At 67.6% G+C, this 17,412-nt stretch carries 12 protein-coding genes; 6 read left to right on the forward strand and 6 right to left on the reverse strand.

Features of this window, described 5'->3' with window-relative positions; genetic code table 11:
• The first annotated feature begins 6 nt into the window (after positions 1-6).
• Positions 7-1,389: a D-serine ammonia-lyase gene (locus tag IG171_RS16865; protein ID WP_249203773.1), complete on the forward strand. Its 1,383-nt coding sequence runs from the start codon at positions 7-9 to the stop codon at positions 1,387-1,389.
• A gap of 3 nt (positions 1,390-1,392) precedes the next feature.
• Here IG171_RS16865 and IG171_RS16870 read toward each other — a convergent pair whose 3' ends face one another.
• Positions 1,393-4,935 carry a hypothetical protein gene (locus IG171_RS16870; RefSeq protein WP_249203774.1) on the reverse strand — a complete coding sequence of 1,181 codons (3,543 nt, stop codon included), beginning with the start codon at positions 4,933-4,935 and terminating at the stop codon, positions 1,393-1,395.
• 174 nt (positions 4,936-5,109) lie between these two features.
• On the opposite strand from IG171_RS16870, the gene IG171_RS19205 reads away from it, so the two are divergent.
• The gene (locus tag IG171_RS19205; RefSeq protein ID WP_249203775.1) at positions 5,110-6,015 is read left to right on the forward strand and encodes a hypothetical protein; all 906 of its coding nucleotides are present in this window, start codon (positions 5,110-5,112) and stop codon (positions 6,013-6,015) included.
• 37 nt (positions 6,016-6,052) lie between these two features.
• Here the strand turns inward: IG171_RS19205 and IG171_RS16880 are convergent, their stop codons facing one another.
• Positions 6,053-6,982 (reverse strand): LysR family transcriptional regulator, encoded by a 930-nt coding sequence (locus tag IG171_RS16880; RefSeq protein ID WP_212128490.1) that lies wholly within the window; start codon positions 6,980-6,982, stop codon positions 6,053-6,055.
• A gap of 129 nt (positions 6,983-7,111) precedes the next feature.
• Between IG171_RS16880 and IG171_RS16885 the strand changes: the two genes are divergently transcribed.
• The 3 genes from IG171_RS16885 (at position 7,112) to IG171_RS16895 (ending at position 9,966) form a co-directional block, all read left to right on the forward strand.
• The gene (locus IG171_RS16885) at positions 7,112-8,425 is read left to right on the forward strand and encodes an aromatic ring-hydroxylating dioxygenase subunit alpha (RefSeq protein WP_349252128.1); all 1,314 of its coding nucleotides are present in this window, start codon (positions 7,112-7,114) and stop codon (positions 8,423-8,425) included.
• 157 nt (positions 8,426-8,582) lie between these two features.
• Entirely contained in the window at positions 8,583-9,671 is a 1,089-nt protein-coding gene (locus tag IG171_RS16890) for a hybrid-cluster NAD(P)-dependent oxidoreductase (RefSeq protein WP_249203776.1), read from the forward strand.
• A 154-nt stretch (positions 9,672-9,825) separates the two neighbouring features.
• Positions 9,826-9,966, forward strand: coding sequence for a hypothetical protein (locus IG171_RS16895; RefSeq protein WP_212128492.1), 141 nt, complete (start codon positions 9,826-9,828; stop codon positions 9,964-9,966).
• A gap of 66 nt (positions 9,967-10,032) precedes the next feature.
• Here IG171_RS16895 and IG171_RS16900 read toward each other — a convergent pair whose 3' ends face one another.
• The gene (locus IG171_RS16900) at positions 10,033-11,019 is read right to left on the reverse strand and encodes a proline racemase family protein (protein WP_349252129.1); all 987 of its coding nucleotides are present in this window, start codon (positions 11,017-11,019) and stop codon (positions 10,033-10,035) included.
• Between the two features lie 26 nt (positions 11,020-11,045).
• Complete coding sequence (locus IG171_RS16905) at positions 11,046-13,082, reverse strand: FAD-dependent oxidoreductase (protein ID WP_212128494.1); 2,037 nt, start codon at positions 13,080-13,082, stop codon at positions 11,046-11,048.
• Positions 13,083-13,343: 261 nt separating this feature from the next.
• On the opposite strand from IG171_RS16905, the gene IG171_RS16910 reads away from it, so the two are divergent.
• A complete protein-coding gene (locus IG171_RS16910) occupies positions 13,344-13,961 on the forward strand; it encodes a GntR family transcriptional regulator (protein ID WP_249203777.1) in 618 nt (205 codons plus the stop codon).
• Positions 13,962-13,994: 33 nt separating this feature from the next.
• On the opposite strand, the gene IG171_RS16915 is transcribed toward IG171_RS16910, so the two are convergent.
• Complete coding sequence (locus IG171_RS16915) at positions 13,995-15,515, reverse strand: MFS transporter (protein ID WP_249203778.1); 1,521 nt, start codon at positions 15,513-15,515, stop codon at positions 13,995-13,997.
• Positions 15,516-15,818: 303 nt separating this feature from the next.
• Positions 15,819-17,369: an aminotransferase class V-fold PLP-dependent enzyme gene (locus tag IG171_RS16920; RefSeq protein WP_249203779.1), complete on the reverse strand. Its 1,551-nt coding sequence runs from the start codon at positions 17,367-17,369 to the stop codon at positions 15,819-15,821.
• Positions 17,370-17,412: the final 43 nt, after the last annotated feature.

The following is a 17,412-nucleotide window of genomic DNA, read 5'->3' on the forward strand; positions in this document are numbered from 1 at the left end:
CGGTCCATGACCGATCTTCCCTCCGACCTCGCCGACGACGAGCTCATCCGCTCGCTGGCCGAAGGCACACCGACGACATGGATCCGTTCCGCCGAGGCGGCCTTGCCCGAACTCGAGGACGTCATGGACTCCGCCGCGGCCCGGTTCGACCGCTTCGCCCCGTGGTTCGCCGAGACCTTCCCCGACACCGCGACGACGCAGCTCGGCGCCGCGGACGCCGGGGGCACGATCGAGTCGCCCCTGGTCGCGGCCCCGAGGGCCCGGCAGCGACTCGATGGCCTGTTCGGTGCCCGACTGCCGGGCAGGCTGTGGCTCAAACGCGATGATGAGCTTCCCGTGAGCGGATCGATCAAGGCCCGCGGAGGATTCCACGAGGTGCTCGAATACGCCGAGGCGGTCGCGGCCGAGAACGGCCTCGATGCCGCGGATCACTCTGCGTACTCGAGTGCGCAGTTCCGTGAGATCGCCGCCGCGCACCGGATCGTGGTCGGATCGACGGGCAACCTCGGACTGTCGATCGGGATCCTCGGCGCCGCCCTCGGGTTCGCCGTGACCGTGCACATGTCCGCCGACGCCCGTGAGTGGAAGAAGACGATGCTTTCCGACCACGGGGTCGACGTCATCGAACACACCGGTGACTTCGTCGCGGCCGTGGAGGCCGGCCGTGCCTCGGCGATGGGAGCCGAGCGCGCGCATTTCGTCGACGACGAGGACTCGGTCAGCCTCTTCGCCGGGTACTCGGTCGCCGCCCTGCGCCTCAAACGCCAGTTCGATGCGGCCGGGGTCAGGGTCGATGCGCAGAATCAGCTCGCCGTCTACCTCCCGTGCGGGATCGGCGGGGGACCCGGCGGTGTGGCCTTCGGGCTCAGACGCGTGTTCGGCGACAACGCCCACTGCGTGTTCGTCGAACCGAGTCAGGCACCGGCGATGTTCCTCGGCGTCCGCTCCGGACGGCATAGCGGCATCGCCGTCCAGGACATCGGACTCACCGGTCGGACCGCGGCCGACGGACTGGCCGTCGCCCGGCCCTCACGCTTCATCGGACCGGCCATCGGATCGCTGATCTCGGGCTTCGCCTCGGTGCCGGATGAGGTCATCCGGGCAGGGGTCGGGGTGCTGCGCGAGACCGAGGGCATCACTGTCGAACCCTCGGCGACCGCGGGACTGACGATCCCGTGGCGACTGGGTGCTGCCGAGTCCGATGATCGGCCGGCCGAAGCAGCGAGCCCCGAGCGGGCGGCGGTTCCGTGGTCGGATGCGGCCACGCACCTCATCTGGCTCACCGGCGGGGCGATGGTCCCCGCCGAGGAGCGGGCCCGCTGCGTCGACGAGGGGATCGACCTCATCGAACGCATCGCGAGCCCCGCCTCGGCGGTCTTCTCAGACTGAGACTCACCAGTCCCAGGGGTCGTCTTCGACGTTGATGACGACCTTGCCGTCGACGATCTCAGCCGTGCCGCTGAGCGAGATGGACACTGTGTCGTCGAAGGACTCGGTGTCATCGAACATCTCGTAGCTGCCGGTCACGAGTGCTTCGCCGGTGGTGTCCGAGGAGATCGGCCACGCCGGGCCCCCGTTGGGCCCGGTCGCGGACTCGGGATCCGCGTAGGGATCGGATCCGACCGCCTCGTCGGCGACGGTCACCGTCGGATACGACGAGATCGACCACTTGAGACCGGTGGCATCGTAGCTGTCGGCCAAGGAGGAACCGAACGGGCAGCCGTCGGGCTGGGCCGTGGTCTTCTTCGCACAGCTGTCGATGAGGGTCTTGACCTGGTTGTCGACTTCGGTGCGGAAGGCGTCCGAGGGCTGGGCGGTCAGCTGAGGAACGTCCTCGCCCTCCATATCCGCGTCGTCACCGAGGAAGGCGCGCACTTCGACGGGATCGGCACTGATGAGATCCGTCTTCTCGGCCAGCCCGATCGTGTAGAGGCCGGGGAAGGCCGGCAGCGCCAAGGACGAACCATCGGTGTCGACGTCGATCCCGTTGACCTTGACCGTGCTCAGTCCGGGGGTGTCGACGGCGAGGGTGAGCAGCTCGGGGGTCTGGAGCGCCCAGTCGTCGAAGAACAGCGCCTTCTTGCCGGCCTTGTGCAGCGTCAGGGTGCTGTTGCCCTTGGCTCCGCCGACGTCATAGGTCACGGCTACCGTGGCCGTATCGCCGGAGACCTCGGCCTCGTCGACGGTGACGTCGTCGGGCAGGGCCTTGGAAGCGCTGAGGACGTCATTGGTCAGCAGGGCGCGTGCCTCCTGCGGAACATCGACGTCGGCGACCTTGAGCGCACCCTCGGCATCGCCGTCGGAGAGTTCCGCGAAGTACTTCTCCACGGTCGCCTCGGGGCCGAACATCCGGCCATTGACCTGGTTGACGACGATGAGCGCGGCCACGAGGAGGATGACCGCCCCACCGGCGACGACCGTCACGAGCGTCGCCTTCTTCCGGTCGAAGGGCTTGACGGGACCGCCGTAGGGCTGCGTCGCGTCAGCGCCCGGCGCCGAAGCGTACTGCTGTGGGCCGGGTGTGCCCTGCGAGAAGGCATAGGCCTGCTGGCCGGTCGGGGTCGGTTGCGCCTGCTGGTCGGTCGGATGCGCCTGCGGCCCGACCGGGGCCGAGTACGCCTCCGCGCCCGGAAGCCCGGACGGCTGCTGGGCTCCCGGACCGGCAGAGCCCGGCTGACCGACAGCGGGCGGATTCGACCCCGATGCCGGATGCTGTGGTTGGGAACCCGGCTGCGGCTGCGAACCGGGCTGGGGCTGCGAACCGGGCTGCGGTTGCGAACCGGGCTGTGGCTGCGATCCCGATTGAAGCGGATGACCGGGCTGGCCCGGTTGCCCGGGGTCTCCCGGCTGGGCCTGCGGTCCGAATTGGCCGGGGGCAGGGGCGATGGGCGGAGCCGATTGGGCGGTGGCCCGAGTCAGATCGGGGTGGACGAAGGCGAAGCGCGGTTCGCTCATTCCCAGGTACGGACCCCAGTGCGGATGCACGGTCCGGCCGGCGGCAATCCGAGCGACGGCCGGGAAAGTGAGCACGAGCCTGGGTCCGAGCGTCCGGGACAGCACCTCGATGATCCCGCCCCACACGGCGAAGACGAGGAAGGTCCAGGCCAGCGGGCCGATCCCCAGGCGGGCGGCACCTGCTCCGCCGAAGATCATGGCCGCCTCGTCCGATCCCGACATCGACATCTGCATCGGAATGGTCAGAAGAGACAGGAGCCCCCACACCAGGCAGAAGGCCAGGGGCAGCTTCCAGGCGCTCGACCACTGCAGTTTGTCCTGTTCGAGCACGGTCCACGATGGGCGACGGGTGACCGTGGCGACGAAGGTCGAGATCAGCACCGCTGCCACGACCACGAGCAGACCCAGCCACAGCTGGCCCGGAGCGGTATGGCTGAAGAGGGTGAGGTTCTCGGAGAAGCTGTCCGAATAGAACCCGAGGTCTCCCTGCGCCGAGGCGCTGATCCCACCGAAGTGGCTCAGGGAGGTGAGGATGAGTCCCATGTTGATGAACATCAGCGGCACCAGCTGACCGGGCATGTCGATCGAGAACGGGAGGACGAAGAGTGCCACGATCGAGAACACACCGACACTGACGACGAGGTGGATCCACGTCACCAGCAGCGGGGGGACGGCCCAGCGCAGGAATGGTGCGCCGATCGCTTCGGTGCCCTTGAAGTGTCCGGCGACACGGCCGGCGATGCTCGTGATGAGGATGACGAGCAGGGGCAGGAAGAAGGACCTGGCCGTGATCGCCGAGAGTGAGAAGGTGAAGGTGCCTTCGTCCTCGAATGTGGAGAAGCGGGCGGCGAAGAGGAGCTGCAGGAAGAAGAGCACGAGGGTCATCGACAGTGTCGAGATGCCGATGCGAACCCATGTGGCGACGCGGTTGGGGGACGGGGATCTGAGTTCGCTGCGCTTCGTCAGCCACCACAGCAGACCGACGATGATGATCGTCACCACCAGCGGTGCCCCGACCATGAAGATGCTCAGCTGGGCGTCGAAGGCATCAGTGGCCTGGATGGACAGCCGCAGCACCGCCGACCCGAACAATGACAGCGCCAGGAGGATGAACGGCATGGCATAGCTGATGCCGTCGAGGCTGAAGCCGGTGTCCTCGGTCAGGGAGGTGAAGTCCGACATCGACGACACCAGCATCGTGAGGATGATGGATGCGACGATCCCGCCCAGGAGGGCGATTCCCGGTGGGATCAGAGCCGCTTTCCAGGTGGCGCCCTTCGCCAGCGCAGAGGTGAACTTCGACCTCGGACCGTGACCGGGCTGACCGGGCGCGGCCGGGTAGGGCATGGGGCCCGAACTCGGAGCATAAGCGCCGGCGCCAGGAGGGTAAGGGCCGGACGGTCCGGCTGCGGCGGAGGGGCCGGACCCCTGTGGGTAGGGGCCGGACTGCCCGTAGGGACCCGACTGATGGTAGGGGTCTGCCTGCTGGTAGGGACCTGGGCCCTGCGGGTGGGGGAATGAGGCCTGCCCGTAGGCGCCTGCCTGCGGATACGGACCCGAACCCTGCGGGTGGTGGCCCGCATCCTGTACGTAGGGGTCAGCGCTGGGAACATAACCACCGGCTGCCTGCGGATGGGGGCCTGAACCCTGTGGGTGGGCGCTCGTATCCGGTGGATAGGCATCGGCCGCAGAGGCGTGGTCCGCGGGGTCGGCGGATCCGTCTTCTGTCGGAGGCGCCCAGCGGGAGGGCTCTTCGCTCGGCTCGTCCGAAGCGTCGGCGTCGTCCGTGTCGGCCGCCTCCAGCCGTTCGGTCGGTGCTTCGGTCACCGGTTCGGTCACCGCCTCGGGTGCGGCTTCGCCCCGTGGTTCGGCCCCGGCTTCGCCCTGTGGCTCGGCCCCGGTGCCGTTCGGCTGTTCGGGGCCGCGGGCCTGCGGGTCCTCTGGCGCCTTCGGATTCGTCTCGTCGGATGCGTCGTTCATGCCCTGTCCTCAAATGCCGTGGCCCGACGGTCCCCGTCAAACGGTGCAGAATCCGAGGTTTTCCGGGGCGCATCAGGCCAGTTGTAGTACACAACTTATATTAAGCTGATAATGCAAGAGAAGTTTTCTTCGAGACTTTCGCTGAAATATTGCGTGATCGATCTGGAGTTGCGGATGAGTGCGAATCCTCCCGGGCGCGGAGATGACAACGAGTGGGACGTCAACGACCAGTCCGGCAGCCAATGGGCCGCGCAGCCCGGGCCGCAGTCGAATACCGGTTGGGGCCAGCAGCCAGGCCAGCCGCAACAGCCAGGCCAGCCGCCGTACCCACCGGGCCAACAGCACGGCCAGCCGCCCCGGCCTCCCTACCCGCAGAACGGGCAGCCCCACGCACAGGGCCAGCCGCCTCAGCAGCCTCATCCGCAGGCCCAGCCCTACCCGCAGGGTGCGGCCGGTTACGGGCAGCCGGCCGCAGCACCGAAGAGGCGCTGGGGACTGATCGCACTCTTCGCCGTGATCGTGATCGTCCTCGGCGTGGGCATCGGCTGGGGAGCGGCGACGCTGTTTCCGAAGGACTCGGACGATCAGACCACCGTCGCCTCCACCGAGGAGCCGAAGGATGAGGCAAGCGGAGGCGAGAGTTCGGCCGCCGCGAGTCAGTCCGCCGAGCCCACCGAGACCGAGTCCGAACTGCCCGACGATCCGAAGAAGGCACTCAAGCAGCTCGCCGCGACCGACGGCAAGGAGGTCAAGAGCGACCTCGACGGCAAGTGGGTGCCCCAGCTGAGCTCGAAGAAGCCCGGAATCGAAGCCGAAGGCAAGACCTGGGACGAAGAGGCGATCCTCGATGAGCATCAGGAGATGCGCGAGGAGTTCCCACGGGTCAAGCTCGTCTGGTCAGGTGACTTCGACAGCTTCAAGGAGGACAACTTCTGGGTCACGGTCGTCGGCATCGGCTACGACGATGCCGAGGATGCACTGTCCTGGTGCTCTTCGCACGGACTCGGCCCCGATTACTGCTACGCCAAGCAGCTCAACACCACCGGCGGCCACGAGGGAACCACCCGGCTGCAGGACTGAGGCACCCCGCCGAGGCGGGGCCCGGTGGAATGCCGACTCAGATCAGCGCCCGGTGCGCAACCTCCGCCGACACCTCACCGAGCACCGCGAGGGCGGCGGCGATGATCGGCTGTCCGCCTGAACCGCTGCGGATGCCGGTGAGGATCTTCCGCGAAGGCACCGGGTCCCCGCGCAGGGGAACCCGCACGACGTCGAAGCCGTCGGGCAGGCGGGCCAGACGCGGAATCAGCGCGACACCGAGCCCCGCCGAGACCAGTGCCGCTCCCGTCTCCCATTCCCGTGACTGATGCGCGTTCTCGGGTTGGAAACCGGCGGCCGCGCACGCGGTGCGGACCAATCGGTGATACGGGGAGCCGGGCCGGTCGAGGATCCAGGCCTCCTCGGCGGCGTCGCTCAAGGACACCGCCGACTTCTTCGCCAAGCTGTGGTTGGTGGGCACGAGCAGGTCGAGGCGGTCGCTGAAGAGCGCGGACTGCTCGAAGCGGGAATCACCCCGCGGAGGCAGCGGATCGGTGGCCACGACGACCGCGACATCGGCATGTTCGGACACGAGCAGATCGAAGCACTCCTCGGGCTCGGCCTCGATGATGGTCACCTCGGCGCCGGGGAAGTGCTCGGAGATGGCCAGAGCGGTCGGCGGCAGCAGGGTGGCGGCGGCCGTGGAGAAGCCGCACAGACGCAGCTGTCGTCGTCGCGGAGATGACCCGGAATCCAGCTCGTCGAGCTCACCGCGGATCTCCTCCCATCGGGTGAACAGCTCCTGGGAGCGGTCGAGCAGGAGCTGACCGGCCCGGGTGAGGACGAGGCCTCTGCCGCGCGGTTCGACGAGCCGGACGCCGAGATCCTTCGACAGGGTTCTCAACTGGTGCGAAACCGCTGACGGCGTGTATGCGAGACGGTGGGCGACCTCGGTGAGGGTGCCGACTTCGGCGAGGACGCGGAGGACCTGGAGGCGTGGATCGATCATGCAACATTATTGCATGATTCGGGTGAAGAAACTTCGCTTTTCTTCGTCAGCCCGGTGGCGGACACTGTGGGTACAGAGCACGTCCCTCGATTGCAGCTGAGGGGCGGCATCGGAGATCACGAAGAGGTGGTGGACGAATTGACCCTGGCACCAGAGAACCGCATCGCGGAGGGCGATCGCGAGACCAGAAACGAAATCGACCGGCTCATAGACGGCCGCCGTCCCGGTTACTCGCTCCCCTCGCCCTTCTACACCAGTCCGGACTTCTTCGCCCGCGACCTCGAGGCGATCTTCGCCTCGACGTGGATCTTCGCCGCCTCGGTGGCTGAGGTGCCCGAGGCCGGTGACTTCGTGACCGTCGACATCGGCACCTACTCGGTCATCATCATCCGCGACGATGACGGCGCGATCCGGGCCCATCACAATGTGTGCCGCCACCGGGGCACCCGGTTGCTCAACGACCTGACCGGCTCGGTGGGCAATATCGTCTGCGGCTACCACCAGTGGACCTACACCCCCGGCGGGGAACTCATCTCCGCAGGCGTCCAAGCCCCCGGATTCGATATGGCCTGCTTCTCCCTGCGCCCGGTCGAGGTGCGCGTGATCGGCGGTCTCATCTTCATCTGCCTCAGCCCCACACCGCCGGAGGACATCGACGAGGTCGCCGCCGTGATCGAGCCCTATATCGCAGGCCACGACATCGCCGGAGCCAAGGTGGCAGCCCAGAGCGACCTCATCGAGGACTCGAACTGGAAGCTCGTGATGGAGAACAATCGCGAGTGCTACCACTGCGAGGCCGGCCATCCGGAGCTGACCTGCACCTTCTTCCCCACCTACGGTTACGCACCCGAGGAGATCCCGAAACGGCTGCAGCCGGCATACCAGCGCTACCTCGACGCCGAGGAGCAGCTGCATGAGAACTGCGAACGCAACGGTCTGCCCTATGCCCTCGTCGAGGAGCTCAGCGGACGGCCCACCGGGTTCCGGATCGAGCGTGCCGCCCTCGACGGCAAGGGTGAGTCGTACACGATGGACGGCTCGGCCGCCTCGGCGAAGCTCCTCGGGGATCTCGACACCTTCGTCCTCGGTCGGGCATCTCTGCACGTGCAGCCGAACACGTGGTTCCATGCGATGGGCGACCACGTCGTGACCTTCAGTCTGCTCCCGCTGGCCGCGGATAAGACCCTGGTGCGCACCACGTGGCTCGTGGCCCCCGACGCCGAGGAGGGGGTCGACTACGACCTCGAGAACCTTACGACCGTGTGGATCAAGACGAACGAGCAGGATGCGCACTTCTGCGAACTCGCGCAATCGGGGGTGTCCTCGCCGGCCTATGAGCCCGGGCCCTATGCCCCGACCGAATCGCAGGTCGATGACTTCGTCACCTGGTACATCGAACGGCTCAAGGCCCACCGGGACGCGACTGACTCGAGGGGAGAGTGAAACAGCGATGAGGTACCGTCACTCGAATCTGCCGTCGGGAGACGCAGCGTCGGTCGCCGGAGCACCGCCGGCGGCGAAGGCGACATTCCGCGTGCCTGGGCGCGGCACTCACCCGAGGTCGGTGGCACAGCCGACAGCGTCGGCCGTGAGGTCTGCCGTGCCGACCTCATCTGCGGCGCAGTCGGCCGCGCCGACTGATCCTGCGGCGTCGGTCGACCCCGATCTGCTCACGGGACTGGTCGATGTCGTGGCCATCACCGAGGTGACCCACGACGTGAAGACCTTCGAGCTGCGGGCGGCCTGGATGACCTGCGTCGACTTCGAACCCGGCCAATACGTGACCATGCGCGTGCCCGAGCTCGGCCTCGAGCGGTGCTATTCGATCTCCTCGGCGCCGTTCGGGACGAATACGTTCACCATCACGGTCAAGCGCGTGGCCGGAGGACCGGTGTCGAACCACCTCCACGATGCCGTGGCCGTCGGCGACCGACTCCATGCCGATGGGCCGTACGGGCTCTTCAGCACCAGCTTCCACCCGGCGGAGAAGCACCTGTTCCTCTCGGCCGGCTCGGGCATCACACCGATCATGTCCATGGTCCGCAGCCTGCTGGCCCGACCGAGCGGCGAGGCCACCGATATCGTCTTCGTCTACAGCGCCTCCAGCCCCGCGGACATCATCTTCCGCCCCGAACTCGAGCAGCTGGCCCAGGTGCCGGGGGTCAGGGTCGAGATCCTGTGCTCCCGCGATTCGCCGATCGAGACCTGGCCTGGCCGACGCGGACGCATCACTGCCGAGACCCTCGCCGAGGTGGCCCCCGACCTTCGGGACCGCGAGACCTTCGTCTGCGGCCCGGGCGGGTACATGGATGCCGTCCGTTCCCTGTTGTTCGAGCTCGGTTCTGCGGGGGCGCATGAGGAATCATTCGTCTTCGCCACCGCACCCTCGGCCCGGCTGGCCCGGGCCTCGACGCAACAGGCGGGAACTGCGCATGCCATCGACTTCAGCGCCAGCGGCCGGACGGTCGTCTGTGAGCCGGGCTCCACGGTCCTCGAGGCCGCCCACCAGGCGGGACTGCCCGTCTCCTCCTCCTGTTCCGAGGGTATGTGCGGAACCTGCAAGTCCGGGCTGGTCAGCGGTGAGGTCGAGATGAATCATGCGGGCGGAATCCGCCCGAAGGAGATCGCGGCCGGCAAGTTCCTGCCCTGCTGCTCCACGCCGCTGACCGACCTCGTCGTCGACCGGTGAGCTCACAGGGAATGTTCAGCTTCACTCCACGGGAATCTTCAGGGACGTGGTGCCTATGGTCGAGACATGCCGAAGCTGAGAATAGAGATTGCTGCGACCGATCAGATCGAGGCGAAGCGGGTGCAGTCCGTGTACCAACGTGGGGGAGCGAGTCGTGACGCTCGATGCCGAAGCCACAGATGAAACGTGGAGAGCCGGATACACGCCCGTCGGCCGCCCGATCTTCGTCGGTCTGACCAATGGCGAACTGATCAGCTACCGCTTCGACGTTCCGGTCGATACATCGGCCCGGTAGCCTCCGCTCATCCCCGACCGACATGTGGAGAAGCCGCGGAATGGCGAGCCGCCGTCCGGACCCGACTCACCTCAGTACGAATCCGGGCACGAGGGGATCGTGCGGATCGACCTCGAAGTCCGTGCTCGCGACCCGGTGCGCGGTGCCCGCGATGATCGGCACGACTCCCTCGGCTGTGTCCTCGAGCACCCGGGCGAGGAAGCGCGTGCCGATGATCGACTCGTGGATGAGTGTCTGCCCCGGGGCGAGCTCGCCTGAGGAATGCAGCGCGGCGATGCGGGCGGCTGTGCCGGAACCGCACGGCGAGCGGTCGACCTGACCGTCGGCGAAGACCGCGACATTGCGCTGGTGCAGCTCACCGGTGTCCGCCGTGCCGAGGCGGTTGACGAAGATTGTGCCGTAGACCCCCGACAGGCGTTCGTCCTCCGGATGCACGGTCTGCGGATGGCCGGCCAGTGCCGCCTTGACCTCGCGCCCGAGGTCGATGAGCCGTCCGAGGCCCTCGGGCGCGACCTCGAGTCCGAGACCGTCGCCGTCGACGAGGGCATAGAGCGCCCCGCCCCAGGCGAGGTCGACGGCCAGCCGACCGCGGCTCGTGGACACCGTGATCGCCGTGGCGATGAGTCGGCTGGGCACATTGACGAAATCCACCGAGGTCACCCGTCCGGTCGACTCCGTGTGCACCTGCGCACGCACGCGCCCCGAGGGCACATCGATCGTGACCTCGGTGATCCCCGCAGGCTCGGGTGCCACGAGCCCGGATTCCACGGCCCATGCCCCCAGCGCCATCGTCCCGTGACCGCAGGCGGTCGAGAAGCCGTCCTTGTGCCAGAACAGCACCCCGAAATCGGCGCCGTCATCGTCGGGCGCGGTGATGAAGCCGCCGTACATGTCCGCATGACCGCGCGGTTCGAAGCACAGCAGCCGCCGCAGATCGTCGACGGCCGATCCCGGCACCGCACGGGCGCGCTTTTCGGCCACCGTGGCACCGGGGACCTCGGCCGGAGGGTCGGCGATGATGCGGAAGGGCTCACCGGCCGTGTGATAGTCCACGCTCGTGCAGATTCGACTGCCCGCCATCACAGTCCCATCCCCACCCGCAGCCCTTCGAGCACGGCCGCATGGACATTGCGAGAGGCGACGGCGTCCCCGATGCGATAGAGCCGGAACCCCGCATCCGATCCGTCATCGGGCTGCGCTCGCCCCCGCACCCACGCGTCGAGATCGGTCGCCCCGTGATTGCTCGACCGGGGTTTGAGCGCGAAGTAGACCTCATCGTTCGGCGCGGTCCCGAAGTCGACGACCACGGCATCGGTGGTCAGCTCCTCCACCCGATCCGAATACTCGTGGCGCAGGCGCGCCACGATCTGCGCACCGTCGATCCGCGGCTTCTCAGCCAATCGCTCGCCGAGGCGGACCTCGACCCCGAACTCGGAGAACACCTGCAGATAGGCCGGGGAATTCATCGACCCGACATCGATGCCGATCGTGCGTTCGGGACTGACATAGGTCACCTGCTGACCGGCCCGGGCCAGGCGTTCGACGGCGTCGAGGGCGGGATAGAACCCGTGATCGTCGAAGACGAGCACCCGCTGCTTCGACCGCAGTCGATCATCCATGACGTCCCAGACGTCGAAGGACGGGCCCTCCTCCCGGAAGGGATAGCCGGCGTCGGGGATCCCACCGGTGGCGACGATGACGACATCGGGTTCGAGATCGAGGATCTCGGCCGCCTCGGCGAAGGCATTCAGCCGCAGATCGACACCGTGCTTCTGACACTGCTGGACGCGCCAGTCGATGACGCCGATGAGATCGCGGCGGCGCTGCGAACGGGCGGCGATGCGAACCTGCCCGCCGGGAGCGTCATCGGCCTCGAGCAGCGTGACTCGGTGCCCGCGGAGGGCGGCGACCCTGGCGGCCTCGAGCCCGGCAGGTCCGGCACCGACGATGACGACGTGCTTGGGGCTCTCGCCGGCATCGTGGGGGACCTCCTGGGGCAGGTCGGCCTCCCTGCCGCTGGCGGGATTGTGGATGCAGGTCGCCGCTCCCGAGGTGTAGATGGAATCGAGGCACATGTTCGCGCCCACGCAGGGGCGGATGTCGTCCTCGCGCTTCTCCTCGATCTTTCTCACCAGATAGGGGTCGGCCAGCTGTGCCCGGGTCATGCCCACGAGATCGAGGCACCCGTCCTCGATGGCGAACCTGGCGGTCGCGGCATCGGAGATGCGGGCGGCGTGGAGGACGGGGATGTCGATGGCCTCACGGATCCGGCGGCAGGTCTCGAGCCACGGGGCCGAGGGAGTGCCCATGCCCGGTATCGCCTCGGCGAGTTCGCGGTCGGAGCTGATGGTGCCGACGTTGAGGTTGAGGAAGTCGATCCCATGCGCGGCATACTCACTCAGCGCCTCGACCGCGAGGTCCTCGGTCAGGCCGTCGTCGACCTGCTCGAGCACCGACATGCGCACGCCGAGGGCCATGCCGTCCGCCTCGGCGCGCATGGCGTCGATGATGCGCAGCGGGAAGCGCAGTCGGGCCGTGAGGTCGCCGTTGTACTCGTCCTCGCGGTCGTTGAACCGGGAGGCGAAGAAGTAGTCGATGAGGTGCCCGGTGTGGAGGAACTCGAGACCGTCGAATCCGGCGGCCCTGATCCTCGCCGTGGCCGCCGCGAAGTCGTCGACGACCCGCTCGATGTCGAAGTCCTCCATCGCCTTCGTGAAGGACCGGTGCGTGGGCTCGCGGTGGCGCCCGGCAGAGATGAGCGGCAGCCAGTCGGCGGTGAAGTTCGAGTTCCGCGGACCCAGGTGGGTCAGCTGGATCATCACGGCCGTCCCCTCCGCATGGCAGTCCTCGGCGATCGCCGACAGCCAGGGCACCACCTCGTCGGTGGATGCATCGACGTTGCCGAAGGCGGCGGGAGAGTCCTTCGACACGGTGGCCGAGCCGGCCGTCATGGTCAGGCCCACGCCGCCGCGCGCCTTCTCCCGGTGGTAGAGGCGGTAGCGGTCCTTGGGCATGCCGAGCTCGGTGTACGCGGGCTCATGGGCGGTGGAGACGATCCGGTTCTTCAAGTGCACCGGGCCCAGCGTGAACGGCTGGAGCAGCGGATCGTGGGACATGGGTTCCTCCTTCATCGCAGGAACGACAGGGTCAGCGGACCGACCACGACGGGTGCGACAGCCCCTCGGAGAGGGGTAGTCGATAACCGATTACTTCCCTCAAGCGTGAGACTTCGCGGTTATGCTGTCAATAGTCATTGAAGGAGAGAAGTGATCAGCAGCGAATCACCCGCCCGGACGAAGTCGGCATCGGCACCTTCGCGACCCGAGTCGACCCCGGCGAGACCCGAGTCGGCTCCGTCATTGAGGGAGCACGCCCTCGTGGTGATCCGACATGCGATCACCACCGGCGACCTCGACGAGGAGACGATCTACTCCGCGGCCGGATTGGCCAAGCAGCTGGGGATCTCGCTGAGCCCGGTCCGAGAGGCCATGATGTCGCTGGTCGCCGAGGGCACCGTCGAGGCCGTGCCGAACCGCGGGTTCCGCCTCGTGCCGGTCACGCGCGAGGATCTCGAGGAGATCGTCCACATCCGGGCGCTGCTGGCCGGGCCCGCGGTCGAGGCCCTGTGCGCTCGGGCCGTCGAGGACCCCGAGCGGCTGGCACCGCAGCTTGAGGATCTGCGCGGGCACGCCGAGGACGCCCTGGCCAGTGCCACCGATGACGACACGACCGGGTTCATGACCGCAGATCGTGTCTTCCACGAGCACCTGCTGGAGTTCGGCCTCGGCCGCCGGGCCGCTGAGATCAGCCTGCGGCTGCGCGACCAGTCCCGCGTCTTCGCCTCGCGTCAGGACGCCGCCGTCGTCGACGCCGAGTCGGCGCGCCAGCTCATCGACCTCGTCGATCTCATCGAGTCGGGTCGAACCGGTGAGGCGAGGGAGCTCGTTGTCGACAACCTCCACTACTTCAAGCGCGCCGAAGCCCGGGAGCCGTGACGACGGATCGAACTCCGGCAGCCGCGTTCGACCTCACGCGCCGTGGATGACCGGGATCGGCATCGTGTCCGGGTCGAGATCGGGGTTGTCGTCCTGCCCGGCCACGAGCTCGACGGCCTCCTCGCGCGTCTCTACCGTCGGGAAGGACCCGAGGAGCGGACGGCGGGCGGATTCCTTGATGAAGCACACGGCGATGAAGGCGATCACGGAGAAGAACATGATGTAGAACGCCGGCATGTACGAGTTGCCCGTGACATCGATGAGCGCCTGTGCGAACAGTGGGGTGGTGCCGCCGAACAGGGACACACCGAGGTTGAACGTCAGGCCCATCGCACCGTAGCGAGAGGCAGTCGGGAACAGCGCCGGCAGCGTCGAGGCGAGGCAGGCGATGTAGAAGCCGGCGGGGATCGCGACCATGAACAGGGCGATGATCACCGCTGTCATCGTGCCGATCTGCATGACCGCGAAGGCCGGGACGATGAGGACGATCGTCGCACCCGAGGCGACCATGAAGACGAACTTGCGGCCCATCCTGTCCGAGAGCCTGCCGATGAGCGGCAGGCAGAGCGACATGATGACGAGCACCGGGATCGTGGCCACGGCGGCCTGGACGTTCGAGACCTTGACGGTCTCCTCGAGATAGGTGGGCATGAAGCTCGTGAGCGCGTAGCCGACCGTCTGCGAACCGGCGACGATCGCGATGCCCAGCAGGATCTCCTTCCAGAAGTGGCGGACGACGCCGAGGAGGCCGTGACGGGCGTACTGGTCGGCCTTGTCCTTCGTGATGAGTCCCGCGTCCTCGTTGGCTTCGAAGCTCGGGGTCTCGGGGATCTTCAGGCGGAACCAGATCGCGACGGCACCGAGGGGGATGGCGACGAGGAACGGGATCCTCCAGCCGCCGTCGAGCATGGCGTTCTCGCCGGCGATGGACGTGGAGATGACGGTCGTGATGGCCACGGTTCCGGCACCGGCGGCGAAGCCGAGGTAGGAACCGACATCGAGCCACGAGGCCCAGTACCCGCGGGACTTGTCGGGCGCGAACTCCGAGACGTAGGTCGTGGCGCCGGCGTACTCGCCGCCGGTGGAGAAGCCCTGGATCATCTTGAGCAGGTAGAGCGGGACGATGACCCACAGGCCGACCTGTGCCGCGGTCGGCAGCACGCCGATGAGTGCGGTGGCGGTGGCCATGGTCGCCATCGTGAAGAACAGGACCTTCTGGCGGCCGACCTTGTCGCCGAGCGGTCCGAGCACCATGCCGCCGAGCGGGCGGACGAGGAAGGAGACGGCGAATCCGAGCAGGGTCACGAGCAGACCCATCTGACGGTCCATGCCTTCGGTGAAGACCGAGGTCATGGTCACGGCGAGGTAGCCGTAGACACCGAAATCGAACCACTCCATGAAGTTGCCGACGGTGGTTCCCCCGATCGCGGTGCGAATCGACTTGGGTTCGACGAGGATGCAGTGCTCCTCTTCGAGCCGCTTCTTCATCGCCTTCCGCGCTCTGCGCGAGGGCCTGTTGCCCTCCGCGGCGGGTTCAGCATGTTCAGTTGTCATGAGTGGGTCCTCATTTCGACAGATTCATGGCCTCCGAGACTGGCCCGAAGGCGAGGCGTTCGGTTTCGAACAGCGCGAAATATCCTTGCCTGATCGATCGGGCATGTCAATAAACTTCGTGATCGGCATCACAGAAATGAATATGGCAGACGAGCAGTCCTCCGGCGGACGGTGCAGCGAATTCTCAGGAACCGACGAAGCCGTTGTCCCCAGTCGGGACAACGGCCTGCGCGGGTGAACGCTGAGTGATCTCCGGGGCGCTCGACGGTGCGGTTCGTCGCCGACCGGCACCGCGGGAAGTCGTCAGAATTTCGTCACGCGGAAATGCTGTAATTCGGCGTCGGCGGACCCGCGGACATGACCCGAGGGGCTGGCGGCCACGGTCTGGAGGAAGTCGATGGTCTCGACGGTGATCTCCTCGCCGGGCAGAACATTGGGAATGCCCGGCGGGTAGGCAGCCAGCGAGCTGACGCTGACCCGACCGACCGCCTCGGCGGCGGGGACGAGTTCGGACTCGGCGAAATAGGCCGCGCGCGGCGTCAGCGCGAGCCGACCGGGGGTCGGCAGCGGCGGAAGCGAACTCGTGGTCCCGGCCTCGGCGTGGGCGGCGGTGTCGAGGCGCAGGGTCTCGAGGGCGTCGATGAGCCGTTCGATATCCGGGGACTTGCCGATGCCGATGAGGGCGACGAGCGTGGTGGCCGTCGACATCTCGGGGAAGATGTCGAAGTCCTCGGCCAGGCGTTTGCGCACCGTGTGCCCGTCGAGTCCCGTGGCGGTGATGTCGATGGGCAGGCGGAAGGGGTCGATGTCGACGACATCGGCATAGCCCAAGAACTCGCCCGAGAGCAGGTGGTAGCGTTCGGTGGCCTCGAGCTGGGCGCGGACGCAGCGGATGTTGTCCAGCGATTCGCTGATCGCCTCGCCCGAGGTCATGAGTGCGCGGCGGGCCAGATCGATCGAGGCCAGCAGGTGGGCGTTCTCACTGGTCGACGCCGTCATCATGAAGGCCTGGGCCAGCGCCGGCTCGAGCCGGTCGGCGAGTTCGGTGTCGCCGAGGTGGAGCACCGCCGACTGAGTGAGCGAACCGGCCAGCTTGTGCGTGCTCATGATGACGATGTCGGCCCCCTGGGTCACCGGGGAGGCGGGCAGGTCGGGGTGGAAGCCGAAGTGCGCCCCCCAGGCGGCGTCGACGATCAGCGCCGCACCGGCGGCGTGGGCCACCTCGGCGAGGGCCTCGACATCGGCGACGGCACCGAAATAGCTCGGGGTCACGAGGTAGACGGCGGTGACGGGCTCCGTATGGCTGCGGATGGCCCGATCCAGGGCTTCGGGGGTGACGCCGTGGGCGATGCCGTTGGCCTCGTCGACGTTCGGGCTGACGAAGGCGGGGTTGAGCCCGGCCAGCACGATGCCGTCGATGAAGCTCGAATGGGCGCTGCGCTGAGCGACGATGCCGCGGCCGAGGCCGGCGATGGCCAGGGCCGCCATGCGATTGCCCTGCGAGGAGCCGTTGGTGAGGAACCAGGTCCGCCGCGCGCCCCAAGCCTCGGCGGCCAGGTGCAGGGCTTCGTCCTTCGGGGTGTGTGAGCCGAGGTCGATGCCGTCGAAGAGCGGGGGGATGTCCAGGGAGAGGGTGTGCTCGCCGAAGAATTCGGCCTGACCTGCGGAGATTCCCTCATCCGTGCCTCCGTGTCCGGGCGTGGACAGGAACAGCGAATTGCGGTCGGCCGCGTGCGCCAGCGCTTCGGCGTAGGGGGCGCGGGACTGCGCCTCGGTGGGATGCGGCGCGGTTTCCGGGTGGGAGTGCGGGGCCGGGGTGAAGGGGAATCGTGGTGCACGGTCATGGTTCCACACTAGGGAGGCGAGCAGGGCGAGGAGAATAGCAACTTTCCTCGAT

It is taken from the genome of Brevibacterium sp. SMBL_HHYL_HB1 (assembly GCF_018208375.1).
GTDB classification, from domain to species: Bacteria; Actinomycetota; Actinomycetes; order Actinomycetales; family Brevibacteriaceae; genus Brevibacterium; species Brevibacterium intestinavium.

Bases quoted from the DNA above. Each gene is read 5' to 3' on its own strand.
- IG171_RS16865 (WP_249203773.1), top strand. From the start codon at position 7: ATGACCGATCTTCCCTCCGACCTCGCCGACGACGAGCTCATCCGCTCG.
- IG171_RS16870 (WP_249203774.1), bottom strand. From the start codon at position 4,935: ATGAACGACGCATCCGACGAGACGAATCCGAAGGCGCCAGAGGACCCG.
- IG171_RS19205 (WP_249203775.1), top strand. From the start codon at position 5,110: ATGAGTGCGAATCCTCCCGGGCGCGGAGATGACAACGAGTGGGACGTC.
- IG171_RS16880 (WP_212128490.1), bottom strand. From the start codon at position 6,982: ATGATCGATCCACGCCTCCAGGTCCTCCGCGTCCTCGCCGAAGTCGGC.
- IG171_RS16905 (WP_212128494.1), bottom strand. From the start codon at position 13,082: ATGTCCCACGATCCGCTGCTCCAGCCGTTCACGCTGGGCCCGGTGCAC.
- IG171_RS16915 (WP_249203778.1), bottom strand. From the start codon at position 15,515: ATGACAACTGAACATGCTGAACCCGCCGCGGAGGGCAACAGGCCCTCG.